This is a genomic window from Nocardioides mangrovi (assembly GCF_020073815.1).
In the GTDB taxonomy this organism is placed as follows: domain Bacteria; phylum Actinomycetota; class Actinomycetes; order Propionibacteriales; family Nocardioidaceae; genus Nocardioides; species Nocardioides mangrovi.
The window spans coordinates 72,886-98,545 of sequence record NZ_JAIQZJ010000014.1; the positions used below are offsets into that span (position 1 = coordinate 72,886).

General features: G+C 72.2%; 28 protein-coding genes. 13 read left to right on the forward strand and 15 right to left on the reverse strand.

What is annotated here, in order from left to right; translation table 11 throughout:
• The first annotated feature begins 75 nt into the window (after nt 1-75).
• Entirely contained in the window at nt 76-768 is a 693-nt protein-coding gene (locus tag K8U61_RS20080) for an acyltransferase (RefSeq protein ID WP_224124841.1), read from the forward strand.
• Between the two features lie 119 nt (nt 769-887).
• Here K8U61_RS20080 and K8U61_RS20085 read toward each other — a convergent pair whose 3' ends face one another.
• From K8U61_RS20085 to K8U61_RS20095, 3 genes are read right to left on the reverse strand one after another with little or no spacing between them, the layout of a single operon-like run.
• A complete protein-coding gene (locus K8U61_RS20085; RefSeq protein WP_224124842.1) occupies nt 888-1,613 on the reverse strand; it encodes a ZIP family metal transporter in 726 nt (241 codons plus the stop codon).
• 7 nt (nt 1,614-1,620) lie between these two features.
• On the reverse strand, nt 1,621-2,559 hold the full coding sequence (locus tag K8U61_RS20090) for a metallophosphoesterase (protein WP_224124843.1): 939 nt from the start codon (nt 2,557-2,559) through the stop codon (nt 1,621-1,623).
• 17 nt (nt 2,560-2,576) lie between these two features.
• Nucleotides 2,577-3,062: a MarR family winged helix-turn-helix transcriptional regulator gene (locus K8U61_RS20095; RefSeq protein WP_224124844.1), complete on the reverse strand. Its 486-nt coding sequence runs from the start codon at nt 3,060-3,062 to the stop codon at nt 2,577-2,579.
• Nucleotides 3,063-3,126: 64 nt separating this feature from the next.
• Between K8U61_RS20095 and K8U61_RS20100 the strand changes: the two genes are divergently transcribed.
• Complete coding sequence (locus tag K8U61_RS20100; protein WP_224124845.1) at nt 3,127-4,425, forward strand: chloride channel protein; 1,299 nt, start codon at nt 3,127-3,129, stop codon at nt 4,423-4,425.
• On the opposite strand, the gene K8U61_RS20105 is transcribed toward K8U61_RS20100, so the two are convergent.
• Nucleotides 4,412-4,879 (reverse strand): nitroreductase family deazaflavin-dependent oxidoreductase, encoded by a 468-nt coding sequence (locus K8U61_RS20105; RefSeq protein ID WP_224124846.1) that lies wholly within the window; start codon nt 4,877-4,879, stop codon nt 4,412-4,414. The genes K8U61_RS20100 and K8U61_RS20105 overlap by 14 nt on opposite strands.
• Nucleotides 4,879-5,469 carry a TerD family protein gene (locus tag K8U61_RS20110; RefSeq protein ID WP_224124847.1) on the reverse strand — a complete coding sequence of 197 codons (591 nt, stop codon included), beginning with the start codon at nt 5,467-5,469 and terminating at the stop codon, nt 4,879-4,881. The genes K8U61_RS20105 and K8U61_RS20110 overlap by 1 nt, the downstream gene beginning before the upstream one ends.
• Before the next feature lie 67 nt (nt 5,470-5,536).
• Here K8U61_RS20110 and K8U61_RS20115 point away from each other — a divergent pair, with 67 nt between their 5' ends.
• Nucleotides 5,537-5,935, forward strand: coding sequence for a PGPGW domain-containing protein (locus K8U61_RS20115; RefSeq protein WP_224124848.1), 399 nt, complete (start codon nt 5,537-5,539; stop codon nt 5,933-5,935).
• On the opposite strand, the gene K8U61_RS20120 is transcribed toward K8U61_RS20115, so the two are convergent.
• Complete coding sequence (locus K8U61_RS20120) at nt 5,920-6,585, reverse strand: TetR/AcrR family transcriptional regulator (protein ID WP_224124849.1); 666 nt, start codon at nt 6,583-6,585, stop codon at nt 5,920-5,922. The two genes, K8U61_RS20115 and K8U61_RS20120, sit on opposite strands and share 16 nt — an antisense overlap.
• A gap of 55 nt (nt 6,586-6,640) precedes the next feature.
• Here K8U61_RS20120 and K8U61_RS20125 point away from each other — a divergent pair, with 55 nt between their 5' ends.
• Nucleotides 6,641-7,129, forward strand: coding sequence for a cupin domain-containing protein (locus tag K8U61_RS20125; RefSeq protein ID WP_224124850.1), 489 nt, complete (start codon nt 6,641-6,643; stop codon nt 7,127-7,129).
• A gap of 3 nt (nt 7,130-7,132) precedes the next feature.
• On the opposite strand, the gene K8U61_RS20130 is transcribed toward K8U61_RS20125, so the two are convergent.
• Together K8U61_RS20130 and K8U61_RS20135 are read right to left on the reverse strand one after the other, a co-directional pair.
• Nucleotides 7,133-8,236 (reverse strand): fumarylacetoacetate hydrolase family protein, encoded by a 1,104-nt coding sequence (locus tag K8U61_RS20130; protein ID WP_224124851.1) that lies wholly within the window; start codon nt 8,234-8,236, stop codon nt 7,133-7,135.
• Nucleotides 8,233-9,087: a hypothetical protein gene (locus K8U61_RS20135; protein WP_224124852.1), complete on the reverse strand. Its 855-nt coding sequence runs from the start codon at nt 9,085-9,087 to the stop codon at nt 8,233-8,235. Before K8U61_RS20135 ends, K8U61_RS20130 begins: the two co-directional genes overlap by 4 nt.
• A gap of 72 nt (nt 9,088-9,159) precedes the next feature.
• Here K8U61_RS20135 and K8U61_RS20140 point away from each other — a divergent pair, with 72 nt between their 5' ends.
• A complete protein-coding gene (locus K8U61_RS20140; protein WP_224124853.1) occupies nt 9,160-10,335 on the forward strand; it encodes a homogentisate 1,2-dioxygenase in 1,176 nt (391 codons plus the stop codon).
• A 19-nt stretch (nt 10,336-10,354) separates the two neighbouring features.
• Here the strand turns inward: K8U61_RS20140 and K8U61_RS20145 are convergent, their stop codons facing one another.
• Complete coding sequence (locus K8U61_RS20145) at nt 10,355-11,044, reverse strand: IclR family transcriptional regulator (RefSeq protein ID WP_224124854.1); 690 nt, start codon at nt 11,042-11,044, stop codon at nt 10,355-10,357.
• A gap of 142 nt (nt 11,045-11,186) precedes the next feature.
• On the opposite strand from K8U61_RS20145, the gene K8U61_RS20150 reads away from it, so the two are divergent.
• Genes K8U61_RS20150 through K8U61_RS20170 form a run of 5 tightly spaced genes read left to right on the forward strand, consistent with a single transcriptional unit; the run spans nt 11,187 to nt 16,015 of the window.
• Nucleotides 11,187-11,645, forward strand: coding sequence for a nuclear transport factor 2 family protein (locus K8U61_RS20150; protein WP_224124855.1), 459 nt, complete (start codon nt 11,187-11,189; stop codon nt 11,643-11,645).
• Nucleotides 11,642-12,472 carry an SDR family NAD(P)-dependent oxidoreductase gene (locus K8U61_RS20155; RefSeq protein WP_224124856.1) on the forward strand — a complete coding sequence of 277 codons (831 nt, stop codon included), beginning with the start codon at nt 11,642-11,644 and terminating at the stop codon, nt 12,470-12,472. Before K8U61_RS20150 ends, K8U61_RS20155 begins: the two co-directional genes overlap by 4 nt.
• Nucleotides 12,465-13,244 (forward strand): SDR family NAD(P)-dependent oxidoreductase, encoded by a 780-nt coding sequence (locus K8U61_RS20160; RefSeq protein WP_224124857.1) that lies wholly within the window; start codon nt 12,465-12,467, stop codon nt 13,242-13,244. Before K8U61_RS20155 ends, K8U61_RS20160 begins: the two co-directional genes overlap by 8 nt.
• The gene (locus K8U61_RS20165) at nt 13,244-14,668 is read left to right on the forward strand and encodes an FAD-dependent oxidoreductase (protein ID WP_272491977.1); all 1,425 of its coding nucleotides are present in this window, start codon (nt 13,244-13,246) and stop codon (nt 14,666-14,668) included. Before K8U61_RS20160 ends, K8U61_RS20165 begins: the two co-directional genes overlap by 1 nt.
• A gap of 24 nt (nt 14,669-14,692) precedes the next feature.
• Nucleotides 14,693-16,015: an MFS transporter gene (locus K8U61_RS20170; protein ID WP_224124858.1), complete on the forward strand. Its 1,323-nt coding sequence runs from the start codon at nt 14,693-14,695 to the stop codon at nt 16,013-16,015.
• 75 nt (nt 16,016-16,090) lie between these two features.
• Here the strand turns inward: K8U61_RS20170 and K8U61_RS20175 are convergent, their stop codons facing one another.
• Nucleotides 16,091-16,873, reverse strand: coding sequence for a hypothetical protein (locus K8U61_RS20175; RefSeq protein WP_224124859.1), 783 nt, complete (start codon nt 16,871-16,873; stop codon nt 16,091-16,093).
• 80 nt (nt 16,874-16,953) lie between these two features.
• Between K8U61_RS20175 and K8U61_RS20180 the strand changes: the two genes are divergently transcribed.
• Together K8U61_RS20180 and K8U61_RS20185 are read left to right on the forward strand one after the other, a co-directional pair.
• On the forward strand, nt 16,954-19,320 hold the full coding sequence (locus K8U61_RS20180) for an FdhF/YdeP family oxidoreductase (protein WP_224124860.1): 2,367 nt from the start codon (nt 16,954-16,956) through the stop codon (nt 19,318-19,320).
• 14 nt (nt 19,321-19,334) lie between these two features.
• On the forward strand, nt 19,335-20,306 hold the full coding sequence (locus K8U61_RS20185; RefSeq protein WP_224124861.1) for a pirin family protein: 972 nt from the start codon (nt 19,335-19,337) through the stop codon (nt 20,304-20,306).
• Here K8U61_RS20185 and K8U61_RS20190 read toward each other — a convergent pair.
• The 3 genes from K8U61_RS20190 to K8U61_RS20200 all read right to left on the reverse strand — a co-directional run bounded on the left by K8U61_RS20190 (nt 20,290) and on the right by K8U61_RS20200 (nt 23,560).
• The gene (locus K8U61_RS20190) at nt 20,290-20,691 is read right to left on the reverse strand and encodes a DUF779 domain-containing protein (protein WP_224124862.1); all 402 of its coding nucleotides are present in this window, start codon (nt 20,689-20,691) and stop codon (nt 20,290-20,292) included. The genes K8U61_RS20185 and K8U61_RS20190 overlap by 17 nt on opposite strands.
• A 4-nt stretch (nt 20,692-20,695) precedes the next feature.
• Complete coding sequence (gene exaC / locus K8U61_RS20195; RefSeq protein WP_224124863.1) at nt 20,696-22,219, reverse strand: acetaldehyde dehydrogenase ExaC; 1,524 nt, start codon at nt 22,217-22,219, stop codon at nt 20,696-20,698.
• 87 nt (nt 22,220-22,306) lie between these two features.
• Entirely contained in the window at nt 22,307-23,560 is a 1,254-nt protein-coding gene (locus K8U61_RS20200) for a GAF domain-containing protein (protein WP_224124864.1), read from the reverse strand.
• Nucleotides 23,561-23,647: 87 nt separating this feature from the next.
• On the opposite strand from K8U61_RS20200, the gene K8U61_RS20205 reads away from it, so the two are divergent.
• The gene (locus K8U61_RS20205) at nt 23,648-24,223 is read left to right on the forward strand and encodes a DNA-3-methyladenine glycosylase I (RefSeq protein WP_224124865.1); all 576 of its coding nucleotides are present in this window, start codon (nt 23,648-23,650) and stop codon (nt 24,221-24,223) included.
• Here K8U61_RS20205 and K8U61_RS20210 read toward each other — a convergent pair.
• Nucleotides 24,204-25,043, reverse strand: coding sequence for an alpha/beta fold hydrolase (locus K8U61_RS20210; protein ID WP_224124866.1), 840 nt, complete (start codon nt 25,041-25,043; stop codon nt 24,204-24,206). The two genes, K8U61_RS20205 and K8U61_RS20210, sit on opposite strands and share 20 nt — an antisense overlap.
• A 22-nt stretch (nt 25,044-25,065) precedes the next feature.
• Nucleotides 25,066-25,650: a bifunctional 4-hydroxy-2-oxoglutarate aldolase/2-dehydro-3-deoxy-phosphogluconate aldolase gene (eda, locus tag K8U61_RS20215; RefSeq protein WP_263427480.1), complete on the reverse strand. Its 585-nt coding sequence runs from the start codon at nt 25,648-25,650 to the stop codon at nt 25,066-25,068.
• Nucleotides 25,651-25,660: the final 10 nt, after the last annotated feature.

A 25,660-nucleotide genomic window follows, 5' to 3' on the forward strand; every position in this document is an offset into this window, starting at 1 on the left:
TCAGTCGCATATACGCGGGGAGGAGGACGTGGTCTCGGCCACACAGGGCGCCCCGGACCGTTAGCCTCGCGGACCGTGAAGACGTTCGTGAGGCGCCTGGCCGGCTCGGCCGTGCACGCCGCGTGGGGCTGGATCGATCGCTTCGGCGAGATCGTGCCGGGCACCCGCGCCGCCGACGCGTTCGGCAGCTTCGGGCCGGGCACCAACATCGACTTCCCGCCCGCGACCCTGATGGGCACCCGCTCGATCCACCTCGGCTCCGGCACGCTGATCGGCCGCCACGTGACGCTCTCGGTCGGCTACGGCCCGGACGACCCGGGCGCGCCCGAGCGTGGCCTGGTGATCGGCGACCGATGCGTCATCGGCGCCCGGTGCTCGATCGTGGCGCACACGTCGATCGAGATCGGCGACGACGTGTGGTTCGGCCAGGACGTCTTCGTCTGCGACTCCAGCCACGGCTACCTCGACCCGGACCTCCCGATCGGCGAGCAGTTCGGCGAGCAGCTGCCGGTCTCGATCGGCGCCGGCACCTGGGTCGGCCACGGCGCGATCATCCTGCCGGGCGCCCGGATCGGCCGGAACGTCGTGGTCGCCGCCGGCTCGGTCGTCCGCGGCGAGGTCCCCGACCACACGGTGGTCGGCGGGGCGCCCGCCAAGCCGCTGCGCCGGCTCGAGCCGGGAGTCGGCTGGGTCGGCACCCGCGGCGACGTACGCCCGGTGATCCGCGGCCCCTTCGGGGAGGCGACCCCCGGCCTCGACGCCGGTTGACGTCGAGTCGAGGGTTTCCGCGGGTCGAGTCGAGGGTTTCCGCAGGAGACACGTCGAAGACCCTCGACTCGGCGGACGGAAAACCTCGACTCGGCGGACGGAAAACCTCGACTCGGCGGTCACTGCAGGACGGTGAGCACGCCGGCGACCAGGAAGCCGACCACGGTCAGCAGCCCGACCAGGCGGCCGCCGTGCCGGTAGGACTCCGGGATCATCGAGTCGGCGAGCATCATCAGGACCGCGCCGCCGGCGAACGCGCTCGCCCAGGTGCCGAGGTGGTGCAGGTGGTCGGCCACCAGGTAGCCGAGCAGCGAGGCCGCGCCGCACGCGAGCGTCAGCAGCGTCCACATGACGGTGATCCGCCGGTCGGGGGTGCCGGCCTCCTGCAGCGAGGTGGTGCCGGCGAGGCCCTGCGGGATGTTGGAGACGAAGATCGCCGCCACGAAGGCGACGCTGATGTCGCCGCCCAGGGCCAGGCCGAGCCCGAGGATGAAGGCTTCGGGGATGCCGTCGAGCAGCGCGCCGAGGAACATCGCCATCCCGGACCCGCCCTCGCCGCCGCCCTGGGCGACGGTCGAGCGTGCCGCGCCGCCGCGGCTGTCGATCAGCCGGTCGCCGCCGTAGTAGACGACGGCGCCGACCAGGGCCCAGGCGATGATCTGCCAGCCGTCGGTGAGGGTCTGCTCGGGGATCAGCTCGTAGGCGACGGCGGCCAGCAGGGTGCCGCCGCCGAAGCCCATCATCAGGCCGATCGCGCGCTCGGACCGGCCGAGCGGGCGGGCGAGCAGCTGGCCGAGGTAGAGGGCGGCCGAGGAGCCGAGTCCCCAGAGGAGTGCCGAGATCACGCGCGGCTCAGATCGCCCCGGGGATCGTGAGCTCGCCCGTGTAGAGCGGGGAGTCCTTGCGCGACAGGAGCTCGCGTCGCTCGTCCGGGCTCATCGCCGCGACCTGGGCGCGTACGTCGGACGGGAAGCCGCTGACCTCCTGCGCCTCGTCGACCGGCACGATCGTGTGGACGACCCGGTCGTCGTAGAGGTGCACCATCGTCATGGCCTGGTGGCCGTCGACGCCGGAGACGAACCGCGCGAGCGGTGCCGGGTCGGAGGTGTAGCAGGTGGCGGACGCGACCGAGACGGGGATGCCCGCGAAGGTGGAGTAGGTCGAGTAGTGGAAGTGTCCGCCCAGGATGGCGCGCACGTCGGTGCCGTCGAGCACCTCGGCCAGCCGGTGCTGGTCGTAGAGCTCGATCACCTCGGCCGCCGGCATCATCGGGATCGGGATCGGCGGGTGGTGCATCGCGAGCAGGGTGCCGTACGGCGCGGGCGTCGCGAGCGCGTCGGCGAGCCAGGCCAGCTGGTCGTCGGTGATCTCGCCGTGGTGGTAGCCGGGCACGCTGGTGTCGAGGGAGACGATCCGCAGGCCGGCGACGTCGTGGACCCGGTCCTGGGTCTGCTCGTCGGGGGCCTCGGCGCCGAAGAGCTCGGCGGCGTACGACGCCCGCTCGTCGTGGTTGCCCATCACCCACACGACCTCGGCCCCGAGCTCGTGCGCGAGCGGCTCGACCAGCTCACGCAGCCGCGCGTAGGCCGCGGGCTCCGCCTTGTCGGCCAGGTCGCCGGTGAGGACGAGCGCATGGGGGAGTGGGTCGAGCCGGGCGATCCGGGCCAGCGCGAGCGCCAGCCCGATCTCGGTGTCGACCACGCCGTACTGCTTCGCCCCGCCCGCGAGCAGGTGCGGGTCGCTCAGGTGGGCGACCGTGTGTCGCGGTGGCGGGTACTGACCGAGCTGCACATCGCCACGCTAGCCGCTCAGTCGCCGACGAGGGACCAGCCCCAGAGACTCCCGGCGACGGCATCCGGCTCGCCGGCGGCGTCCGTGAAGGCCCGCAGCGCGTCGACCGCGGCGCTGCGGGTCTCGGGCGGCATGCGGCGCACGATCGTCTGGATCTCGCGTCGCCGTCGGCGGGTCACCAGGTCGACGACCTCCGCGCCCGCCGCGGTGAGCGTCACCACGACCTCGCGCCGGCTCCTGGGGTTGGGCTGCCGGTCGACGAGACCGGCAGCCTCCAGTCGGTCGACCATCCGCTGCGTGGTCGACGCGTTGACTCCCAGGAGCTCGGCCAGCCCACCCTGTCGGAGCGGGCCGTGCGCCGAGAGGACGACGAGGGTGCGGAACTGAGTGACCGTGACCCGACCCTCGATCTCGGCCAGGGATCGCGCCGCGACGCCGACCAGCACCCGCGAGGCGGTGAGCAGGCCGGTGACGACGTCATCCGTGGACGCTTTCTCATGCACACAGCAACTATTGCATACTGCAACAATGCGAGCCTCTCTTCCCCGTAGCGCGTCGGACACCGGCATGTTGGCCCTGGCACTCACGATCGGGGCCGGCGCCGGACTCGGCGCGGTGGCGTTCCGGTGGCTGGTGCTGACCTTCACCAGGGTCTTCTCGGGTCACGACGACTACTCCGACGCGGGACATGCCGCGCACCCGTGGCTCCCGGGCCTCGGCCCGTGGTTCGTCGTGGCCGCACCGGTCGTCGCCGGTCTCCTCTACGGCCCGTTGGTGCACGCCTTCGCCCGTGAGGCCCGTGGGCACGGCGTCCCCGAGGTCATGGATGCCGTCGCTCGGCGTGGAGGGCGCATCCGTCCGCAGGTGGCGGTGGTCAAGGCCCTCGCGTCGGCGCTGTGCATCGGCGGCGGTGGCTCCGTGGGTCGCGAGGGGCCGATCGTGCAGATCGGGTCGGCGCTCGGCTCGACGTTGGCTCGCCTGGTCCGCTCCGACGTCGAGCACACCCGCCTGATGGTCGCGTGCGGCGCGGCGGGCGGGATCGCGGCGACCTTCAACGCGCCGCTCGCGGGCGTCTTCTTCGCGATGGAGCTGATCCTCGTCGACTTCGCGGCCCGCAGCTTCGGCATGGTGGTGATCTCGTCGGTCACGGCGAGCGTGATCGGACGCGCGATCCTGGGGAACGACCCCTTCCTGACGCTCCCCGAGTTCCGCGTCGAGCACGTGTCGGAGTACCTCCTCTTCGCCCTGCTGGGTGTGCTCGCCGGACTGGTCGGCGTCGGCTTCACGAGGGCCCTCTACGCGATCGAGGACGCCTGCGACGCCGTCTGGCGCGGGCCGGAGTGGCTGCGCCCCGCGGTCGGCGGGATCGTCCTCGGGCTCCTCCTGCTCGCGCTCCCCGAGATGTACGGCGTGGGCTACCCGGTCCTCGGGAACGGCGTCGCCGGCGCCTACACGGTCGGGTTCCTCGTGGTGCTCCTGCTCGCGAAGGTGGTCGCGACCAGCCTCACGATCGGCATCGGTGGGTCGGGTGGTGTCTTCGCCCCGAGCCTGTTCATCGGCGCGATGCTGGGCGCGGCGTTCGGGCAGTCCGCCCAGGCGCTCCTGCCCGGCGTCGTCGGGGCGGCCGGAGCCTACGGGCTGATCGGCATGGGCGCGGTCTTCGCGGGCGCGGCCCGGGCTCCGATCACCGCGGTGGTGATCATGTTCGAGCTCACCGGCGAGTACACGATCATCCTGCCGCTGATGGCGGCGATCGTGCTGGCCACCGGCATCAGCCACCTCGTGTCGGCGGACTCGATCTACACGCTCAAGCTGCGGCGGCGCGGCGTCGATCTCGCGGCGGCCGTGCCGGTCACCTCCGGGTGAGGCGGAAGACCGGGATCAGCCGGTCGGTGCGCTCCTCGTACTTCGCGAAGTTGGGCCAGGTGCGCAGCATCACCTGCCAGGCCGCGGCCCGGTCGGCGTCGTGCAGCTCGGTCGCGGTGACCGGAACCTGCTTCCGGTCCCAGGTGATCTCGGCCTCGCCGGCGGCCCGGATGTTGCCGACCCACACCGGCATGTTCGGTCCGCCGAAGTAGGAGCCGGCGATCAGCCAGGTGTCGCCGTCGGGGACGCAGAGCAGCGGCGTGGTCCGGGGGATGCCGCTCTTGCGGCCGACCACGGTCAGCATCAGGTTGGGCAGGCCGGCGATGTCGAGGATGGTCACCCGTCCACCCGTGACCTTCTGCAGGTTGCGATCCGTCCACACGACCTGCGGCAGCAGCTTGGGCATCCACGGGATCGCGCCGATGCGGATCGCGAGCGGGGTGAGCAGACCCATCAGAGGAACCTCTCGAGGACGGCGACCGAGTCGGTCGGCTTGGTGGCGTCGACGCCCTCGCCGATGGCGAAGACCCGCCAGGCGCCCGCGTCATCGGGGTCGCGGACCAGCTTGGCCATCACCAGGCCGGTCTGCGGGACGCCGAGGGTGAGGGTGAAGCGGGCGATCTCGGTGCCCTCGCCCTCGCCGCTGTCGTCGACCAGACGGCAGTAGGCGTTGGCGATCCACTCCAGCGAGTGGCCCTGGTAGCTGGAGACGAGGAAGACGATGGTGTCGACCGGCGGGTGGACGCGGCCGAGGTCGACGTCGATCTGCTCGTCGTCGCCGCTCCCGCTGCCGGTGAGGTTGTCCCCACGGTGCACGACGGAGCCGTCGCGGGTCGCGAGGTTGTTGTAGAAGGCCACGTCGAAGAGGCGGCCGCCGGAGAACTGGAAGGCGGTCGCGTCGAGGTCGATGTTGCGGCTGCCGCCGGCACTGAGGGCGCCGGCGCCGGGCGCCTGGTCCCAGCCGACGCCGACGCGGAGCCGGCGTACGGGCGTGCCGTCAGCGGTCGCGACCGCGACCTCCTGGCCCTTGCTGAGCTCGATCACGACGCCGAACCTACCCACGTCGGCGGCTTCAGGAACGTCTCAGGGGAGACGGGGACCATGGGTGCTGATGCAGCACCATCTCTCGCCCCGCTCCCAGGCCTTCCTCGACCGGATCGACGCCTGGTCGGACGCCGGACCCCTGCGGTCCGTCGCGGTCCGGGTCGGGGTCACCGTCCTCGGTCCGCTCGTGGTGCTCGCCGGGCTCGCGATGACGGTGCTGCCGGGCCCGGGACTCGTGGTCATGGTGCTCGGCCTCGCCCTGCTGGCCCTGGAGTACCAATGGGCCCGCTCGGTGCTCGGCGGCGTCGGCGGTGTGGTCACCTGGGCCCGAGAGCTCGTCCTGCCGCGAGGCGCGTCGCCCCGTCGCCGGGCCTTCGGCCTGGCCGTCGTCGGCGCCGGGGTGGTCGCGACGACGCTGCTGACCGCCACGATCTCGACGTATGTCGGAGCTCAGGCCTTCGCCTGAGGGCGATCGGCGAGCAGGGTGCGCTGCAGCACGTCGGCCAGGAGGTCGGCGTAGCTCTCCGGCGGGTAGCCGCGCCCGGCGAGCAGGGTGAACCACTCCGGGCTGTTCAACGACCAGATCAGGTCGGCGACCTGGTCGTCGCCGAGGTCCTCGCGGAGCCGCCCGGTCGCCCGGAGGTCGGCGGCGAGGAGGCGCATGTGTGCGGCGCGCCGGTCGGAGAGCGCCTGGTACTGGGCAGCGCACTCGGGCTCGGTGCGGCCGGCCTCGCGGAGCGCCAGCGCGAGGGGCACCGTGCGCGGGAGCAGGCGGCCCAACGCGGTGGCGTAGGTCCGCAGCATCTCCTCCGCGGAACCCGCGGCGCGGACCGCCCGGACGTAGTCGCGCTGCTCGGCAGGGAGTGGGGCTGGTCCCTCGGCCAGCGCCATGTCGTGGACCGCCAGCAGCAGTCGCGGTTTGCGCCCGACGGTGGTGTAGACGGTGTCGACCGAGACGCCCGCCCGGGCGGCCACGTCCTGGACCGAGGTCGCGGTGTACCCGTGCTCCGCGAAGAGGTCGCGCGCGGCGGCCAGGATCGCCTCCCGGGTGCGCTCGGCCGCCGCGCGACGCCGGCTGCCGTCGTACCTCCGGGGTGCGTTGACGTGGTCGGACACGGTGCCTATCGTATTGATCCGAGACAACTTCGGATGAATGTGTGGGCGGTGTGTCATGGCCGAGCAGCTCGTCTTCCGTGAGCCGGGTGGTGGACGTGCCACCTGGGCGATGCAGTCGCTCTTCGAGCACCTGCTGGAGCCCGGCGAGAGCGACCGGCTGGGCGTCGCACTCGTCACCCAGCCGCCCGGTGTGGCCACCCCGCTGCACCGGCACGACCGCGAGGCCGAGGCGTTCTACGTGCTCGAGGGTCGGCTCAGCTACCAGGCCGGGGAGGAGCTCCTCGAGCTCCACGCCGGCTGCTTCATCCACCTGCCGCAGGGCGTGCCGCACGCGTTCCGCATCCGCGGGGACGCGCCGGCCAGATTGCTGGCACTCACGGCACCGGCCGGCCTCCTGCACCTCTACGACGAGGTCGGCATCCCGGCGGCCGAGCGGCGCCTGCCCGGCGAGGACGGCCTCACTCCCGAGGTCGAGATCCCGCGTTGGATCGAGGTGGGCCCACGCTACGGGCTCGAGGTCGTCGGTCCGCCGATCCCGGAGTAGGCGTCAGCGGGCGGGCGCGATCCGTCCGGTCACGTCGCCGAGGGCGATCCGGCCGCCGTCGGTGCCGGGCGCGGAGTAGCGCAGCGTGACGTCGGCGCCGTCGGCGAGGAACGCCGACTCGTCTCCCCAGCCGATCTCCAGGAACGACCCCCGCTGGTCCGTCTCGGGACCGCTGATGGTGCCCGAGCCGTAGAGGTCGCCGGTGCGCAGGCGGGCGCCGTTGACGGTCATGTGGGCGAGCATCTGGGCCGGCGACCAGTACATCGAGCGGTAGGGCGGCCGGCTGACGACCGCGCCGTCGACGACCACCTCGACGTCGATGTCGAGGCCCTTCGTGGCACCAGGACCCAGGTAGGGCAGGGGCTCCGGGTCCTGGCCGGGCAGGTCGACCCAGGCCGCGTCGAGCGCCGCGAGCGGCGTCACCCAATGGGAGATCGAGGTGGCGAAGGACTTGCCGAGGAAGGGGCCGAGCGGCACGTACTCCCAGGCCTGGATGTCGCGCGCCGACCAGTCGTTGAGCCCGACGACGCCGAAGACGTGGTCGGCGAATGCGTCGTAGGGGACCGGCGTGCCGAGCTCGGAGCCGACGCCGACGACGAAGCCGAGCTCCGCCTCGATGTCGAGCCGCGCGGACGGGCCGAAGGCACCGCCGGGCCGCTGCCCGCTCGGGCGTACGACGGGGGTGCCCGACGCGACGACCGTGCCGGCGCGGCCGTGGTAGCCGACCGGCAGGTGCTTCCAGTTGGGCAGCAGCGGCTCCTGGTCGGGCCGGAAGATCCGGCCGACGTTGGAGGCATGGTGCTCCGACGCGTAGAAGTCGACGTAGTCGGCGACGTCGATCGGCAGGTGCAGCTCGACGTCGGCCAGCGGCACGCGGTGCTCGCCGGACTCGGCGTAGGACCTGGCCGCCTCACGGGTCTCGCGCCAGACCTGCGGGCCGAGGCCGAGGAAGGCGTTGAGCGACGGGCTGGTCAGCTCGGGCCGGCCGGTCGCCGCGGCCAGGTCGACGACGGCGTCCTCGTGGCGGACGCCGATCCGGCGCTCGCCGCCGGCGACGGAGAAGACGCCGTACGGCAGGTGGTCGAGGCCGAAGCCGGGCGTGGTCACGAGAGGTCCTCCAGGAGTCCGAGGGCGAGCAGGTCGTCGAGCGGCTCGGAGATCGAGCAGGACCCGAACGAGGTGAACCAGCGGCGCGCGCCGGCGAGGTCGGCCTCGGCGGCGGCCTCGACCAGGGCGGCCGGCTCCCGCTGCTCGAGCGTCGCGACGACGTCATCGCGCGAGCCGCCGTCGAAGGCGAGCCGGGTCGCGAGCAGCACGTTGAGGAAGCCGTGGTGCTCGAAGCCGTCGTCGCCGGTGTGGCGTACGGCGCGGTGCAGCCCGGCCGTGCACTTGAACGGCGTCTCCCGGTCGAGTGCCGCATCGATCCAGGCGGCCACCGTCGGGGCGTCGGGGAACGCCTCCGGCGCCAGCCCACCGGTGCGGAACTTGAGCCGGTGCTCGGCTGCCGCCACCTCGTCCGCGGCGGCGAGGAAGCCCCGCTCGGAGCAGGAGGCGGGGATCTCGACGAAGACGGGCACGTGGTCGTCCAGGATGCCCTCGCTGCGGGCGGCGTCGACCGCAGCGACCACGCGCCGGGCCGCGCCCGCCGGGTCGTCCGGGTCGCGCAGCGCGAGCTCGAGGCCCTCGATCGCGACGTGCAGCTTGCGACCCAGCGTCGCGGTGCCGGCGATCTGCCCGGCGCCGCCGGTCACCACGACGGACAGGGCGAGCGGCGTCGCCTTGAGCGCGGGGATGTCGGTGTCGCGCACGACGAAGGTGCCGACGAGATCGGCGTACCAGTCGTGCCGCCTCTCCTGATGGGCGGCCGCGGCGTCGGCGAGCGGCGCGTCGCCGGGCGGGAAGATCGCTGCATCGTCGACGAGGGCGGACCAGGGGGCCGGGAGTGCTGTGGTTGACATCGCGGGTACCGTAGCACGCAGCATGAATATCGAACGATAGCGTTCGATAAACGGACAGGCGATGAGGCAGTGATGGCGTACTACCGGCAGGTCGGCGAGGTCCCGCAGAAGCGACACACCCAGTTCCGCGACCCGGACGGCAAGCTCTTCTACGAGGAGCTGATGGGGGAGGAGGGCTTCTCCTCCGACTCCTCGCTGCTCTACCACCGCGGGGTGCCGTCGGCGATCGTGGCGGCCGAGGTCTGGGAGCTGCCCGACCAGTCGCGCACGCCCAACCACCCGCTCAAGCCCCGCCACCTCAAGCTGCACGACCTCGCGACCGGGACGGACGCCGTCGCCGACCGGCGCCTCGTGCTCGGCAACAGCGACGTGCGGATCGGGTACGTCGCGACCGGCGCGGAGCCGTCGGCGTACTACCGCAACGCGATCGGTGACGAGTGCGTGTACGTCGAGGCCGGGTCGGGCGTCGTCGAGACCGTGTTCGGGGTGCTGCCCTACCGGACCGGCGACTACGTGATCGTGCCGCGGGCGACCACGCACCGCTGGGTGCCCGCCGAGCCGAGCCGGCTCTACCCGATCGAGGCCAACAGCCACGTCGCGCCGCCGAAGCGCTACCTCTCCCGCTACGGCCAGCTCCTGGAGCACGCGCCGTACTGCGAGCGCGACCTGCACGGCCCGACCGAGCCGTTCCTCGTCGAGGGCACCGACGTCGAGGTGCTGGTGAAGCACCGCGTCAACGGCCAGGTCGTCGGCACTCGGATGGTCTACCCGACCCACCCCTTCGACGTCGTCGGCTGGGACGGCTGCCTCTATCCGTACACGTTCAACATCGACGACTACATGCCGATCACCGGCAAGGTCCACCAGCCGCCGCCGGTCCACCAGGTCTTCGAGGGCCACAACTTCGTGGTCTGCAACTTCCTGCCGCGCAAGGTCGACTACCACCCGCTCGCGATCCCGGTGCCCTACTACCACTCCAACGTCGACAGCGACGAGGTCATGTTCTACGTCGGCGGCGACTACGAGGCGCGCAAGGGCTCCGGCATCGGCATCGGCTCGATCTCCCTGCACCCGGGCGGCCACGCCCACGGCCCGCAGCCGTCGGCGATCGAGGCCTCGCTGGGTGCGGAGTACTTCGAGGAGTCGGCGGTCATGGTCGACACCTTCGCCCCGCTCGACCTCGGCGAGGGCGGCCTCACCGCCGAGGACGACTCCTACGCGTGGACGTGGGCCGGCCGCAAGCTCTGAGAACCCCGGCGTCCGCAGATCACCCCAGCGCGCGGGCCAGCCGGTCCGCGCAGTCACCGACGAGCCCGGCGAGCCGCTGCTCGTCGGCCAGGTCGAAGAGCGACACTCCGACGCTGATCGGGGCGCTGTCGCGCCTCCCGGGGACGGCGCAGGAGATGCCGTAGATCGACGGGATCACCTCGCCGTAGCTGACGGCGTAGCCGCGGGTGCGGGCCTCGCCGACCTCGGTGCGCTCGTCGGCGCGCGCGGGCCGGGCGGCCAGGATCGCCATGCCCGCGGACCCGCGGTCGATGCGGTCGAGCTGGCCGGGCCGGAAGGCGATGTGCACCGACGCACGACGGGGCTCGACGACCAGCAGCGCGCGCACGTGGTCGTCGTCCTCCTGCGAGACCAGGTGTGCCGTCGCGCCGCACTCGTCGGCGAGCTCCTCGAGCAGCGGCGTCGCCACCGCGCGCAGGTCGCGCTCGACCGGCTCCGCCAGCGGCACCAGACCGGCGCCGGGCCGGATCCGCTTGGCGCGGTCGCGGCGGACCAGTCGGTGCGCCTCGAGCGTGCGCACGAAGCGGTGCGCCACCGTCCGGTGCACGCCGATGCCGTCGGCGATCTCGGTGACGGTCAGGCCGTCGGGGTGCGCGCTGAGCAGCTCCAGCACGCGCAGTCCCGAGTGCAGCGTCTTCGACATCCCGCCGTCGAGCTCGACGTCCTCCATGGCGCCATCCTCCCGTGTCCGCCGGCGGTCCGCCGGCTTCTTTGCCCTCGAGGGGGTTGACGCCCGCGATGTGACGTGCCTAACCTCCCGTGCAGTTATAGCACAGCGCGTGCGAATAACGCACGAATCGCAGGAGGCGGAGATGACCGAGGTCCCGGACGCGGTGGCGACGCAGGTGCTGCGTGCCTACGCCCGGCAGTCGCGGCTCATCGACACCGGCGACGCGAGCGGGTGGGCCGCGACGTTCACCGCCGACGGGGAGTTCCACTCGCCGTCGTACCCGGCTCCGGCGGTGGGCGCGGAGGCGCTGCGCGACTTCGCCGCGGCCTTCGCCCGTACGGCGCTCGAGACCGGTGTCGTGAGCCGGCACGTCGTCACGAACGTCGACGTCCTGCCGGGCGCCGACGTCGACCACGTCGTCGCCCATGCCTACCTGCAGATCGTGGCCACGCCGACCGGGGGCGAGAGCCGCCTGGTCCGCCTCACCACCCTCACCGACCAGCTGGTGCGCCGCGACGGCCGCTGGCTGGTCGCGCACCGCGAGGTCCGGCGCGACGACGCCGGGCTGCCCGTCACTACCGGAACAGGAACCCACGCATGACCCTCAGCATCCCCGCCGACAACCACCCCGGCCGCGTCCAGGGCGACCTCATGCAGGTCGAGCACCCGGACCTGCGCGGGAAGGTCGCCGTGATCACCGGCGCCGGTCGCGGTATGGGCCTGCGCTTCTCGGCGGCCCTGGCCCGGCGCGGCGTGCACGTCGTCGGCGCCGACATCGACGGCGCACTGATGGACGAGGCGGCGCGCTCCGTCGAGCTCGAGCACGACGGCATCGACGGCGTCGGCGACGTCGTCGGGACCACCGTCGACGTCCGCGACCGCGACGCCCAGCAGGCGGTCGCCGAGCTCGCCGTCGAGCGCTTCGGCCAGGTCGACCTCTGGATCAACAACGCCGGCATCTTCCCCGAGTCCCCGGCGACCGACATCCCGGTCTCCCAGATCCAGGCGACCCTGTCGATCAACGTCGAGGGCGTCCTGTACGGCGCGCAGGCCGCGGCGTCGGTCATGCGGCCCGGCGGCTCGATCGTGAACATGGCCTCGGTCGCCGCGGTCCGGGTCCGGCGCGGCCGGGCGGCGTACTGCTCCTCCAAGGCGGCCGTCTCCCACCTCACCGAGTGCCTCGCGGTGGAGTACGGCGACCTCGGCATCCGGGTCAACGCGATCGCGCCCGGCTTCGTCGACACCGAGATGACCCGCTGGGTCCAGGACGACCCGGAGGCGCTGGCCAAGGCGCTCGACGCGATCCCGCTGCACCGGCTCGGATCGCCCGAGGAGATCGTCGGCCCGATGCTGTTCCTGCTCTCGGACAGCGCCCGCTACGTGACCGGCCACATCCTCGCCGTGGACGGCGGCTCGCGGCATGTCTGAGCTCCGCACCGACCGAGTCGTCCTCGTCACCGGCGCCGCCGGCGGCATGGGGGCGGGCCACGCGCGGGCCCTGGCCGCCGACGGCTGGCGGGTCGCCCTCGCCGACGTCGCCGACGCCGGCCCGGTCGTCGAGGAGATCCGAGCGGCGGGGGGCACGGCCAGCGCCCACCACCTCGACGTCACCGAGGCCAAGCTCTGGGACCGCGTGGTCGCCGAGGTCACCGACCAGTACGGCGCCCTGCACGGGCTGGTCAACAACGCCGGCGTCAGCCGCCGGCTGCGCTTCATGGACACCACCCACGAGGTCTGGCACCGCGTGATGGCGATCAACGTCGACGGGCCGTTCTACGGCATCCAGGCGTGCGCGCCGCTGCTCCGCGACTCCGGCGGCGGCTCGATCGTCAACATCTCCTCGATCGCCGGGCAGATCGGCTACTTCTCGCCGTCGTACTCCACCAGCAAGTGGGCCCTGCGGGGCCTCACCAAGTCGGCTGCCGGTGAGCTCGCCGCGTGGGGCATCCGGGTCAACTCGGTGCACCCCGGCCTCGTCGAGACCCCGCTGCTCGAGGGCGCCGACGGCTTCGTCGACAGCGCCGTCGCGAGCATCCCCGCCGGCCGGATGGGCCGCCCCGAGGAGATCACCGACGTCGTGCGGTTCCTCCTCGGCGACGGCTCGCGCTACATGACCGGCGGCGAGCTCACCGTCGACGGCGGCCTGGTCTCCAACGGCCTCTACCACCGCATCCTCACCGAGATGGACGGAGACCTCTGATGAGCGAGACCGAGTACGACGTCGTGGTGATCGGCGGTGGCGGCGCCGGTCTGGCCGCGGCCGTGTCGGCCGCCGAGCGCGGCGCGAGCGTGATCCTCTTCGAGTCCGAGGGCGAGCTCGGCGGCTCGACCCAGCTCTCGGCCGGCATGTTCACCGCGGCCGCGACCCGGGTGCAGAAGGAGCTGGGTGTCGACGACACCGTCGACCGCTTCTTCCAGCACTACATGGACCTCAACCAGTGGCTCCTCAAGCCCGGCCTGGTCCGCCGCTTCTGCGAGCTCGCCGGGCCGACCCTCGAGTGGCTGCTCGACCTCGGCGTCGACGTGCCCGCCCAGCTGTCCGGGAACGCCCACACCCCCGGCCTGTGCCGGGCCGGAGTCGAGGACGTCTGGCGTGCCCACGTGCCGAAGGACCAGGGCTACGGGCTCGTGCAGGTGCTCGACAAGGCGCGGAAGGCGGCCGGCGTCGAGGTCGTGCTGCACACCCGTGTCGAGGGTCTGCTGGTGCGCGACGGCCGGGTCGGCGGCGTCGTCGTCGACGGCATGGAGCTCACCGCCGGCGCGGTCGTGGTCGCCAGCGGCGGCCTCGCCCAGAGCCCCGAGCTCGTGGCCCGCTGGTTCCCCGACGCCCTCCGCGCCGGCGACTCGCTCTTCGTCGTCGCCGCCCCCGGATCACGTGGCGACCACCTCGCCTTCGGCGAGCAGGTGCGCGCCTCGGTGTCCGGTGGCGGCTGGGGCCTGATGCTGCCGACCGCCGAGTTCGTCCGCTCCCACCACTGGCAGGCCGGCTTCCCGCCCGCGTCGCGCGTGCACGTCAACCGCCACGGCCGCCGCTTCATGGACGAGGACGCGTCGTACGCCGTCTCCGGCGGGCTCATCGACGCCCAGGGCGGACCGACGTGGATGGTCTTCGACGAGGCGGCCCGGCAGGCGCTGCCCGAGGGGTACGCCGACTGGACGCCCGCCCGCGTCGAGGAGCTCGTCGGCACCGGCGCCGTCGTCCGCGCCGACGACCTCGCATCGCTGGCCGAGCGGATCGGCGTACCTGCCGACAACCTGGCCGCCACCGTCGCCCGGTGGAACGACCAGCTGCCGCAGGGCAGCGACACCGACTTCCAGCGCGACCAGACGCTGGCAGCCAAGGGGGCCACGGCCCCGCTCGCGGCGATCGCCGCACCACCCTTCCACGCGACCCGCGTGCTGCCGGCCGAGCTGGTCTGCACCCACGCCGGTCTCGAGATCGACGTCAACGCGTCGGTGCTCGACGAGCAGGCCCGGCCGATCCCGGGTCTCTTCGCCGCCGGTGAGGCCGGCGGCGGGGTGCTCGGCAACCGCTACGTCGGCGGCGGCAACGCCGTCGCCAACGCCCTCACGATGGGGCGCCTCGCGGGACAGTCCGCGGCCAGCACGGCCCGGCAGCTCTGATCTACCCTGACCACAGGAGAAACCATGTCCATCAGCACCCCCGCCGCGCGGGCCGTGGATGGCGCGACCGTCCTCGCGAAGGTCCAGCGCAACATCATCCCGATCGTCTTCCTGCTCTACATGTTCAACTACATGGACCGGGCAGCCGTCGGCTACGCGCAGCTCGAGATGTCGACCGACCTGGGCATCAGCCTGGCGACGTACGGCTCGGTCGCGGCGATCTTCTTCGTCGCCTACGTCGTGCTCGAGATCCCGAGCAACATCGTCATGAAGAAGGTCGGCGCCCGGCTCTGGCTGGCCCGGATCGGCATCACGTGGGGACTCATCACGATCCTCACCGGCTTCGTGCAGAACACCACGCAGCTCTACGTCGCGCGGATCGCGCTCGGCGTCGCGGAGGCCGGCCTCTTCCCGGGCCTGCTGCTCTACCTGACCTTCTGGTTCCGCACCCAGGACCGCAGCCGCAGCATCGCCGGCATGTCGCTCGCCCAGCCGATCGCGCTGCTGATCGGCAGCCTGTCCGCCGGCCTGATCCTCGACCACGTCGACTGGTTCGGGCTCGCCGAGTGGCGCTGGATCTTCATCCTCCAGGGCATCCCGCCGGTGCTGATCGGCATCTGGGTCCTCTTCCGCCTGGCGGACCGCCCGAACGAGGCGCGCTTCCTCGACGCGGGTGAGAAGGCCTGGCTCGAGGGCGAGATCAGCAAGGAGTACCGCGCCGAGGACGACGGCTCGATGCACATCGAGCTGGACGCGATGAAGGACCCGAAGATCCTCTACCTGGCCCTCATCAACCTGCTCTACGCCGTCGGCCTCTACGGCATGACCTTCTTCCTGCCGCAGATCGTCAAGCAGCTCAACCCCGACTACTCCGGCACCAACATCGGCCTGCTCGGCGCGGTGCCCTACGTCTGCGGCGCGGTCGCGATGCTGCTGGTCGCCCGCTGGTCGGACCGGATCGGGAACCGCAAGGGGATCGTGATGGCGGCGCTCGCGACGGCCGTGGTCGGACTGGTCATCACCATGGTCTTCCGCGACACCCCCAACGCGGGCCTGCTCGGCCTGTGCCTGCTCGCGATCGGCGTCTTCTCCTACCTCGGCCCCTTCTGGGCGCTGGCCAGCGAGGCGCTGACCCGGGCCCAGACCGCGGTCGGCCTGGCGACGATCAACTGCATCGCGGCCGCGGGCGGCTTCTTCGGCCCGTACTTCATCGGCAAGACCTCGAAGGCCGACGACGTCACCTTCGGCCTGGTCTTCCCGGCCGTGTGCATGGCGGTCGCCATCGTGCTGCTGGTCTGGGTCAAGCCGGCCGCGCAGTCCCCGGCGGAGAACCTCGAGGTCTCCTGACCGGTCCACGAACGACGACGCCGCACCGGCAGACCCGGTGCGGCGTCGTCATGTGCGGCGTGTGGCGGGGTGCGGTCAGGCCGCGACCTCCTGGCCGCTGAGCTTCTTGTAGGTGAAGGCGGTGCCGATGATGACCATCGGGATGGTCACGACCAGGCCGATGAAGCAGGCGATGATGCCCGCGAGCGCGACCAGGCCGCCGACGATGTACCAGACGATCGTGTTGCCGAGGTTCTTCGTCGTGAAGTCGAAGCTCGCCTTGATCGCGTCGACCGGCGAGAGCCCCTTGTCGATGACGAAGAAGAGCGTGTACGACGTCAGGAACGCCACCGCGATGCCGGGCAGGTAGCACAGTGCGTAGCCGATGGTGGTGAGGACGCCGACCAGCAGGCTGGCCACGACGACCGGGCCGATCTGGTCGGTCTTGAAGATCTCGGCGGTCTCGAACTTGCGGCCCTCGGTGATGCCCAGGGCGCCGCGGATGATGCCCGCACCGATGATCTGGCCGACCACGAAGAGCAGGCCGGCGACGAGCGCGCCGACGACCATCCGCCAGAGGAAGCCGGACCCCTTGTCGCACACGAGCGCGCCCGACGACGCCACGTGGCACTCGGCGTCGGAGGTCAGCAGGGCCTGGATGCCGAACCCGATCGCACCGACGATCGCGAAGGCGACCACGAGGACGATCGCGGCGATGATGATCTGCCCGACGTTCTCCTGGAACTTCTTCCAGCCGTAGGACAGGGCGTCGCCCAGGTTCCAGGCGGGGCCGCCGGGACCTGGCGGCATGGGGGCGCCGTACCCGTAGCCGCCCGGGGGCGGGGTCTCCGGCGGGGGAGGGGGCTCGTTCGTCGACATGGCAGAGAACCTAGTGATCACATCGGCCGCGCGACAGGGGTCGGACGGACTATTGCGCGGGCGCGAGGCAGGATGGGTGCATGAGTCGGAGAGCCCCTCGGCACGACATCGACGAGACACGCCTGGAGGTCGAGTCGCCGTCGACGGCCGCGGCCGGGCCCAAGGCCGTGGCCATCTCGATGAAGCTCGCGGTCGAGCAGATGGGGGTGCGGCGTACGGCGCAGACGCTGCTGCGCCTCAACCAGGCCGACGGCTTCGACTGTCAGGGCTGCGCCTGGCCCGACCCCGACCCGAGCCATCGGCACACCGCGGAGTTCTGCGAGAACGGCGCCAAGGCGGTCACCGAGGAGGCGACCCTGCGCCGGGTCGAACGCTCCTTCTTCGCCGAGCACTCGATCGAGGACCTGCGCGACAAGACCGACTACTGGCTCGGCCAGCAGGGCAGGATCACCGAGCCGATGGTGCTGCGGGCCGGCTCGACCCACTACGAGCCGATCGCGTGGGACCAGGCGTTCGAGCTGATGGGCGGCGTCCTCAACGGCCTGGCCTCGCCGGACGAGGCCGTCTTCTATACCTCCGGCAAGGTCTCCAACGAGGCGGCGTTCGTCTACCAGCTCTTCGCCCGCGCCTTCGGCACCAACAACCTCCCCGACTGCTCCAACATGTGCCACGAGTCCAGCGGCACCGGCCTCACCGAGTCGATCGGCATCGGCAAGGGGTCGGTCAGCCTGGAGGACATCCACGACGCCCAGCTGATCGTCGTCGCCGGCCAGAACCCGGGCACCAACCACCCGCGGATGCTCAGCGCCCTCGAGATCGCCAAGCAGCGCGGCGCCAGGATCATCTCGGTCAACCCGCTGCGCGAGGCCGGCCTGGTCCGCTTCAAGAACCCCCAGAAGGTGCGCGGAGTGGTCGGCCGCGGCACCGGCCTCTCCGACCTGCACCTGCCGGTCCGGATCAACGGCGATCTCGCGCTCTTCCAGGCGATCGGGTCGCTGCTGCTCGAGTGGGACGCCCTCGACCACGACTTCATCGCCGAGCACACCCACGGGTTCGAGGAGTGGGCCGTGGCCGCGCGCGGGCTCGACTGGGACGCCGTACGACGGGCGACCGGCCTCGAGCGGGCCGAGATCGAGGCGGCAGCCCGGATGTTCGCCGACTCCGACGCCACCGTCGTCTGCTGGGCGATGGGCATCACCCAGCACCGCAACGCGGTCGCGACGGTCAAGGAGATCGTCAACCTGGTGCTGCTCCAGGGCAACATCGGCAAGCCCGGCGCCGGCGTCTGCCCGGTGCGTGGCCACTCCAACGTGCAGGGCGACCGGACGATGGGGATCTGGGAGCGGGTGCCCGACCACTTCCTCGACGCGCTGCGCGACGAGTTCGGCTTCGAGCCGCCGCGCGACCACGGCTTCGACACCGTCAAGTCCATCGAGGCACTGCGCGACGGCAAGGCCAAGGTCTTCCTCGGCCTCGGCGGCAACTTCGTCTCGGCCGCACCCGACACCGAGGTCACCGAGCAGGCCTTCCGCAACGCGGACCTCACCGTCCACGTCTCGACGAAGCTCAACCGCTCGCACGTCGTCACCGGCCGCGAGGCGCTGATCCTCCCGGCGATGGGCCGCAGCGAGCGCGACCTCACCGGCGGCCGGCTCCAGCGCGTCACGGTGGAGGACTCCATGTCGGCGGTCCACGCCTCGCACGGACCGCTCAAGCCGGCCTCGCCGCACCTGCGCTCCGAGGTCGACATCGTCTGCTCGCTGGCGATCGCGACGCTCGGCGCCCGGCACGCCATCCCGTGGGACTCCTTCCGATCCGACTACACCGAGATCCGCCACCGGATCGCCCGGGTCGTCCCCGGCTGTGCGGCGTACGACGAGAAGGTGAGCCGGCCGGGCGGCTTCGTCCTCCCGCACCCGCCGCGCGACTCGCGGACCTTCACGACCCCGGTCGGCAAGGCGGTCTTCACCGTCAGCCCGCTCGACGTCCTGCACGTGCCCGAGGGCCGGCTGCTGCTCCAGACGCTGCGCTCGCACGACCAGTTCAACACCACGATCTACGGGCTCGACGACCGCTACCGCGGCATCCACGACGGCCGTCGCGTCGTCTTCGTGCACCCCGACGACATCGCCGCGCTCGGCCTCGAGGACGGCTCGATGGTCGACCTGGTCAGCGAGTGGTCGGACGGCTCGGAGCGCCGGGCGCCGCTCTTCCGCGTGGTGCCCTACGACCAGCCGCGCGGGTGTGCGGCGGCCTACTACCCGGAGACGAATCCCCTGGTCCCGCTGGGCTCCACGGCCGTCGGCAGCAACTGCCCGACCTCCAAGTCCGTGGTCGTGCGGCTCGAGGCGCCGCAGGGCGGACGCGGCCTGACCGAGGCCAGCGACGCCGGCGCGGTCTCGACCCCCGACCACAAGCGCACCCCCGAGCCGGAGCACCTGAGCTGATCCACAATGAGCCCGTGAGCAACCTCGAGGACAAGCCCGACGAGCTCGACTGCGAGGCCACCCCGGCCTCCGGCGTCGAGATCATGACGCCCCGTGACGTCCCGCTCGGCGGGCCGCGGGCGATGCGTGTCCGCCGCACCCTCCCGCAGCGGCACCGGTCGCTGATCGGCGCCTGGTGCTTCGTCGACCACTACGGCCCCGACCTGGTGGCCGACAGCGGCGGCATGGTGGTGCCGCCGCACCCGCACACCGGCCTCCAGACCGTGAGCTGGCTCTTCACCGGCGAGGTCGAGCACCGCGACAGCGCCGGCCACCACGCGATGGTGCGGCCCGGCGAGGTCAACCTGATGACCGCCGGTCGCGGCATCAGCCACTCCGAGGTCTCGCCGCCGGAGACGACCACCCTGCACGGCGCGCAGCTGTGGGTCGCCCTGCCCGACGACGCGCGCTTCACCGACCCCGGCTTCGCCCACCACGCGCCCGAGCCGGTGACCGGTGCCGGTTACGAGGCCCGGGTCTTCCTCGGCTCGCTGCTCGGCGACACCTCACCGGTCACGACCTACACGCCGCTCCTCGGAGCCGAGCTGCTGCTCGATCCCGGCACGACCCTCACGCTCGAGGTGGACCCGACGTACGAGCTCGGCGTCCTCGTCGACAGCGGCGTCCTCTCGGTCGGGAGCACCGACGCGAAGTCGAGCGACCTGGCCTTCGTGCCGCCGGGCTCCTCGACCCTCACCCTCACGTCGTACGACGAGCCCGTACGGCTGCTGCTGCTCGGTGGCCCGCCCTTCGGCGAGAGCATCGTGATGTGGTGGAACATCGTCGCCCGCACCCACGAGGAGGTCGTCGACTGGCGGGAGCGGTGGCAGCAGCAGATCACCGACGCGGGGCTCGTCGACGGCTGGTTCGGGATCCCCGTGGGCGACGAGCGGCCGCCGATCCCGGCCCCGCCGCTGCCCAACGCGCGGCTCAGGGAGCGGCGTTAGCCAGCTCCTCCATCTCGGCGTCGGTGAAGATCCGCGACCGGATGATGAAGCGGTTGCCGGTCGGGCCCTCGATCGAGAAGCCCGCGCCGCGGCCCGGCACGACGTCGATGGTGATGTGGGTGTGCGACCAGTACTCGAACTGCTCGCGGGAGATGTGCACCGGCACCACACCGGCCTCGTCGACGCCGGGCTCGGGGCCGATGTCGAGGTCGCCGAGGTGCACGTCCGTCGGGCCGACGAGGTAGAAGCCCTGCGTGAAGCACATCGGGGCCGAGCCGTCGCAGCACCCACCCGACTGGTGGAACATCAGCGGCTTGCCGTGGGACGCCCGCAGGCTGCGGAGGAGCTCCGCAGCCTGCGGGGTGATCGTGACCCGGTCGACCATCGGCTCAGAAGAACCCTTGGGCGTTCTCCGAGTAGGAGACCAGGAGGTTCTTCGTCTGCTGGTAGTGGTCGAGCATCATCGAGTGGTTCTCGCGGCCGATGCCCGAGGACTTGTAGCCGCCGAAGGCGGCGTGCGCCGGGTAGGCGTGGTAGCAGTTCGTCCAGACCCGGCCGGCCTGGATGTCGCGGCCCGCGCGGTACGCCGTGTTGGTGTCGCGCGACCACACGCCGGCGCCGAGTCCGTAGAGCGTGTCGTTGGCGATGCTCATCGCGTCGGCGTAGTCGTCGAAGCCGGTGACAGAGACGACCGGACCGAAGATCTCCTCCTGGAAGATCCGCATCTTGTTGTGGCCCTGGAAGATCGTCGGCGCGACGTAGTAGCCGCCCGAGAGGTCGCCGCCGAGGTCGACGCGCTCGCCGCCGGTGATGATCCGGGCGCCCTCCTGCACGCCGATCTCGAAGTAGCTGAGGATCTTCTCGAGCTGGTCGTTGCTGGCCTGCGCGCCGATCATCGTGTCGGTGTCGAGCGGGTTGCCCTGCTTGACGAGCTTGGTCCGCTCGGTCGCGGCGGGCAGGAACTGCTCGAGGATCGAGTTCTGGACCAGCGCCCGGCTGGGGCAGGTGCAGACCTCGCCCTGGTTGAGGGCGAACATCGTGAAGCCCTCGAGGGCCTTGTCGTAGAAGGCGTCGTCCTTGGCGGCGACGTCCTCGAAGAAGATGTTCGGGCTCTTGCCGCCGAGCTCCAGCGTCACCGGGATGAGGTTCTGGCTGGCCATCTGCATGATCAGGCGGCCGGTCGTGGTCTCGCCGGTGAAGGCGATCTTCCGGATCCGGCTGGACGACGCGAGCGGGGCACCCGCCTCGGTGCCGAAGCCGTTGACCACGTTGACCACGCCCGCCGGCACCAGGTCGGCGATGAGCTCCATCAGCAGCATGATCGAGGCCGGGGTCTGCTCGGCCGGCTTGATGACGACGGCGTTGCCCGCGGCCAGTGCCGGGGCGAGCTTCCACACCGCCATGAGGAGCGGGAAGTTCCACGGGATGATCTGGCCGACCACGCCGAGCGGCTCGTGGAAGTGGTAGGCGACGGTGTCGTCGTCGATCTGGGAGAGGTGGCCCTCCTGGGCCCGGATCGCGCCGGCGAAGTAGCGGAAGTGGTCGACGGCGAGCGGGAGGTCGGCCGCTAGGGTCTCGCGCACGGGCTTTCCGTTGTCCCAGGTCTCGCCGACGGCGAGCATCTCCAGGTTGGCCTCGATCCGGTCCGCGATCTTGTTGAGGATGACGGCGCGCTCAGCGACCGAGGTCTTCCCCCACGCGGGCGCGGCGGCGTGGGCGGCGTCGAGCGCGAGCTCGATGTCCTCCGCGGTGCCGCGCGCGACCTCGCAGAAGACCTTGCCGTTGACCGGCGAGATGTTCTCGAAGTACTGGCCCTTGACCGGCGCGACGTACTCGCCACCGATCCAGTTGTCGTAGCGGGACTTGTAGGTGACGACGCTGCCGTCGGTCCCGGGCTGTGCGAAGACGGGCATGTGGTGCTCCTCGGGATGGCTCTCGTGACTGGTCTGTGACGCTAGTCACGGGAGCGTTGCGAGGACGTTGCAGCGACGCCCGAGCCGTCAGCCGAGCTCGCGGTCGAGGCGCGCGACGTGGGCGGTCACCTGCGGGCGCCGCGGCGAGGACGGCGGCAGCACGGCGAGCGCGTGCGCCCACAGCTCGTAGTCGTCCCGGCCGTGCGGGGTGTCGGCGAAGCCGAGCAGGGCGTCGGCGTCCGACGAGGCGAGCAGTGCCGCCCGGACCTCGAGGTGCAGGTCGTCGCGCAGCTGGCTGATGAGGGGCGCCGCCGAGGTCGGCAGCACCGGCCCGGCGTACGCCGCGACCGCGGTGCGGAGGCGCCCGGCCCGCACGGCCGTGCGCACGTCGTCGGCGTCCGTGCGCAGCGCCGTCGTGAAGCGGTAGGGCCGCGAGGCGAGCTCGACCGGCCCGAGCAGCTGGCGCAGCCGCGAGATCTCGGCGCGGACCGTGACCGCGGCCTGCTCGTCGTCGCTCAGCGCGACGCTGAGCTCGCCGGTCGACAGTCCCTCGCGGCTCGCCGCGATCGCGAGCACGATCTCGCTGTGCCGCAGCGACAGCCGGCTGGTCGCGCCGCCGTGGCTCAGCACCGCGCCGGGCTTGCCCAGCACCTCGAGCCGCGGAGCCGTCCAGCCGACGCTCCAGGTGGTCGCGGGCGGGGCCTGCGCCGACAGCCGGGCGATCCGCAGCTCGGCCTCGGCGGCCGCCGCGGTCGCCCGGACCAGGGCGACGGCGCGTGCCTCGACGACGTCGGCGCCACCCGTGACGTCGAGGACGCCGAGCATGCTGCCGGTGTCGGGGTCCCGGATCGGGTGCGCCGAGCAGCTCCACGGGGTCACCTGGCGGGCCAGGTGCTCGGCGCCGCTGATCTGGACCGGCACGCCCAGGGCGAGCGCGGTGCCGGGGGCGTTGGTGCCGGCGGCGTCCTCGCTCCAGTCGGCCCCGGGGACGAAGTTCATCGCCTCGGCCCGGCCACGCAGGGAGTGGGAGCCCTCGACGTAGAGCAGCTGCCCCACGGCGTCGCTCACCGCGACCAGCAGACCGGCCTCCGCCGCGCTGTCGACCAGCAGTCGCCGGATGACGGGCATCACCGCGGTCAGCGGGTGCGCGGCCCGCACCTCGGCGAGGGCCGCGTCGTCGAGACGCAGCGGCGCGAGCCACGTCTCGGGGTCGACCCCCGCGGCCATGCTGCGCCGCCAGGAGTCGACGACGACCGGCCGCAGTGCGGGGTCGGTCGCGCCCGTGCTCAGGAACGCGTCGTGTGCCCGGTCGAGGTGCCGGGCGAGGTCCTGGTGCGGCACACCGCCGAGGCTAGCCCGGCACCGTGACGCCCGTCACCGGATCGGCGCCCACGCGGCACTGTCGGCGGACTCCGTCAGGATGGCGCCATGGGACCACTGACCGGTGAGGACGGGATCAGCCGCTGCCCCTGGGGCGGCGGCCCTGGCGTGATGCGCGACTACCACGACCGGGAGTGGGGCCGACGGGTCAGCGGTGAGTCGGCCTACCTCGAGCGCCTCACCCTCGAGGCCTTCCAGTCCGGCCTGTCCTGGTCGACGATCCTCAACAAGCGCGAGGCCTTCCGTGAGGTCTTCCACGGCTTCGACGCCGACGCGATCGCGGCCTTCGACGAGGCCGACGTCGAGCGGCTGATGCAGGAGCCGCGCATCGTCCGCAACCGGATGAAGATCGAGGCCGCGGTCACCAACGCCCGCGCGACCGTCGCGCTGCGGGACGTCGAGGGCCTGGAGGCGTTCGTGCTCTCCTTCGCCCCCGAGGACCCGCCGGCGTGGCACGACACCGCCGAGATGGCCACGACGTCGGCGGAGTCCAAGGCGCTGTCGAAGGAGCTGAAGAGGCGCGGCTTCGCGTTCGTCGGGCCGACCACCATGTACGCGCTGATGGAGGCGATCGGGATCTTCGACCCCCACCTGCTCGGCTGCTTCAGGCGAGGTAGCGCCTGATCTCGGCCGCCACCGCCTCGGGCTGCTCGAGCTGGAGGAAGTGGCCGGCGCCCGGCACCAGCGTCGCACCGGCCAGGCGGGCGAGCCCGGGCTCCATGCACCGGTCGCCGGCGCCGTGCAGCACCAGCAGCGGGTGGACGGGCTCCAGGGTCGCCGGGGTCACGCCGCGGCCGAGGAGCGCCCGGTAGTACGACACGACCGCCGTCGCCCGCGCGCGGTCCGGCACGGCGGCGCGCAGGTGCGCGAGCTCCTCGGTGGCGTCGTACCCCGGCGACCAGAGCCTCCACAGCCGCGTGGTCAGCCACTCGAAGCGCCGTTCCGAGAGCCCCGGCACCTGGTTGAGGGCGATGTACCAGGAGTGCAGCGGCTGCCGCACCATCGCCTTCGCCCACGGGCGGAGCGTCGCGCGGGTCGGGTTCATCGCCGAGAAGGGCGGCACCGCGAGCGAGACGTGCTTCGCGTACGGCGACGCCGGGTCCGCGGCGACCGCGTTGGTCGTGATCGCGCCCCAGTCGTGCCCCACCAGCGGCGTCTCCGCATCGCCCCCGAGCGCGCCGTGCAGGGCGATCGCGTCACCGACGAGTGCCCGCACCGAGTAGTCGCCGTCCGCCGGGAGCCCCGACGGCGCGTAGCCGCGCAGGAAGGGCGCGGCCACCCGCCACCCGTCCTCGGCCAGCAGCGGCGCGACCCGCCGCCACGTCCACGCCGTGTCCGGGAAGCCGTGCAGGGCGACCAGCAGCCGACCGTCCTCGGGCCCCCACTCCAGGACGTGTGCGGAGTGAGAAGGAAGCTCGACGTCGTACTCGCGCGGCGCGGTCACGGCGCTGAGACTAGAGCGCCCCTCAGCGCAGCGCAGCCGCCTCCGCCGCAAGGGCGGTGACCCGGCCCCAGTCGCCGGCGGCGAGCGCGTCGGCCGGGGTGAGCCAGGAGCCGCCGACGCAGCCCACGTTCGGGAGGGCGAGGTACGACGGCGCGGAGGCCGGCGTGATGCCGCCCGTCGGGCAGAAGCGGGCGGTCGGGACCGGCGAGGCCAGCGACTTCAGGTAGGCCGTGCCGCCGGACGCCTCGGCCGGGAAGAACTTCAGCTCGGTGCAGCCGGCCTCGAGCGCCGCGAGCACCTCGGAGACGGTCGCGGTGCCGGGCAGGAAGGGCAACCCGGTCTCCTGCATCGCGTGCAGGAGCTGGACCGTCGTGCCGGGAGAGACCAGGAACTGCGCGCCGGCGTCCGCCGCGAGCTTGGCCTGGCCCGGCGCCACGATGGTGCCGGCACCGACCAGGATCTCCGGGACCTCGGCCGAGATCGCCCGGATCGCCTCGAGCGCGACCGGGGTGCGCAGGGTCAGCTCGATCGCCGGCAGGCCGCCGGTGACCAGCGCCCGGGCGACCGGCACAGCGTGGTCGACGTCGTCGATGACGACGACCGGCATCACGGGAACC

Excerpts from the sequence above, each read along its gene's own strand:
- eda (WP_263427480.1), bottom strand. The coding sequence starts at position 25,650 with ATGCCGGTCGTCGTCATCGACGACGTCGACCACGCTGTGCCGGTCGCC.
- K8U61_RS20180 (WP_224124860.1), top strand. The coding sequence starts at position 16,954 with ATGAGTCGGAGAGCCCCTCGGCACGACATCGACGAGACACGCCTGGAG.
- K8U61_RS20100 (WP_224124845.1), top strand. The coding sequence starts at position 3,127 with ATGTTGGCCCTGGCACTCACGATCGGGGCCGGCGCCGGACTCGGCGCG.
- K8U61_RS20145 (WP_224124854.1), bottom strand. The coding sequence starts at position 11,044 with ATGGAGGACGTCGAGCTCGACGGCGGGATGTCGAAGACGCTGCACTCG.
- K8U61_RS20190 (WP_224124862.1), bottom strand. The coding sequence starts at position 20,691 with ATGGTCGACCGGGTCACGATCACCCCGCAGGCTGCGGAGCTCCTCCGC.
- K8U61_RS20205 (WP_224124865.1), top strand. The coding sequence starts at position 23,648 with ATGGGACCACTGACCGGTGAGGACGGGATCAGCCGCTGCCCCTGGGGC.
- K8U61_RS20175 (WP_224124859.1), bottom strand. The coding sequence starts at position 16,873 with ATGTCGACGAACGAGCCCCCTCCCCCGCCGGAGACCCCGCCCCCGGGC.
- K8U61_RS20170 (WP_224124858.1), top strand. The coding sequence starts at position 14,693 with ATGTCCATCAGCACCCCCGCCGCGCGGGCCGTGGATGGCGCGACCGTC.
- K8U61_RS20140 (WP_224124853.1), top strand. The coding sequence starts at position 9,160 with ATGGCGTACTACCGGCAGGTCGGCGAGGTCCCGCAGAAGCGACACACC.
- K8U61_RS20165 (WP_272491977.1), top strand. The coding sequence starts at position 13,244 with ATGAGCGAGACCGAGTACGACGTCGTGGTGATCGGCGGTGGCGGCGCC.
- K8U61_RS20115 (WP_224124848.1), top strand. The coding sequence starts at position 5,537 with ATGCAGCACCATCTCTCGCCCCGCTCCCAGGCCTTCCTCGACCGGATC.
- K8U61_RS20150 (WP_224124855.1), top strand. The coding sequence starts at position 11,187 with ATGACCGAGGTCCCGGACGCGGTGGCGACGCAGGTGCTGCGTGCCTAC.
- exaC (WP_224124863.1), bottom strand. The coding sequence starts at position 22,219 with ATGCCCGTCTTCGCACAGCCCGGGACCGACGGCAGCGTCGTCACCTAC.
- K8U61_RS20135 (WP_224124852.1), bottom strand. The coding sequence starts at position 9,087 with ATGTCAACCACAGCACTCCCGGCCCCCTGGTCCGCCCTCGTCGACGAT.
- K8U61_RS20125 (WP_224124850.1), top strand. The coding sequence starts at position 6,641 with ATGGCCGAGCAGCTCGTCTTCCGTGAGCCGGGTGGTGGACGTGCCACC.
- K8U61_RS20155 (WP_224124856.1), top strand. The coding sequence starts at position 11,642 with ATGACCCTCAGCATCCCCGCCGACAACCACCCCGGCCGCGTCCAGGGC.
- K8U61_RS20105 (WP_224124846.1), bottom strand. The coding sequence starts at position 4,879 with ATGGGTCTGCTCACCCCGCTCGCGATCCGCATCGGCGCGATCCCGTGG.
- K8U61_RS20160 (WP_224124857.1), top strand. The coding sequence starts at position 12,465 with ATGTCTGAGCTCCGCACCGACCGAGTCGTCCTCGTCACCGGCGCCGCC.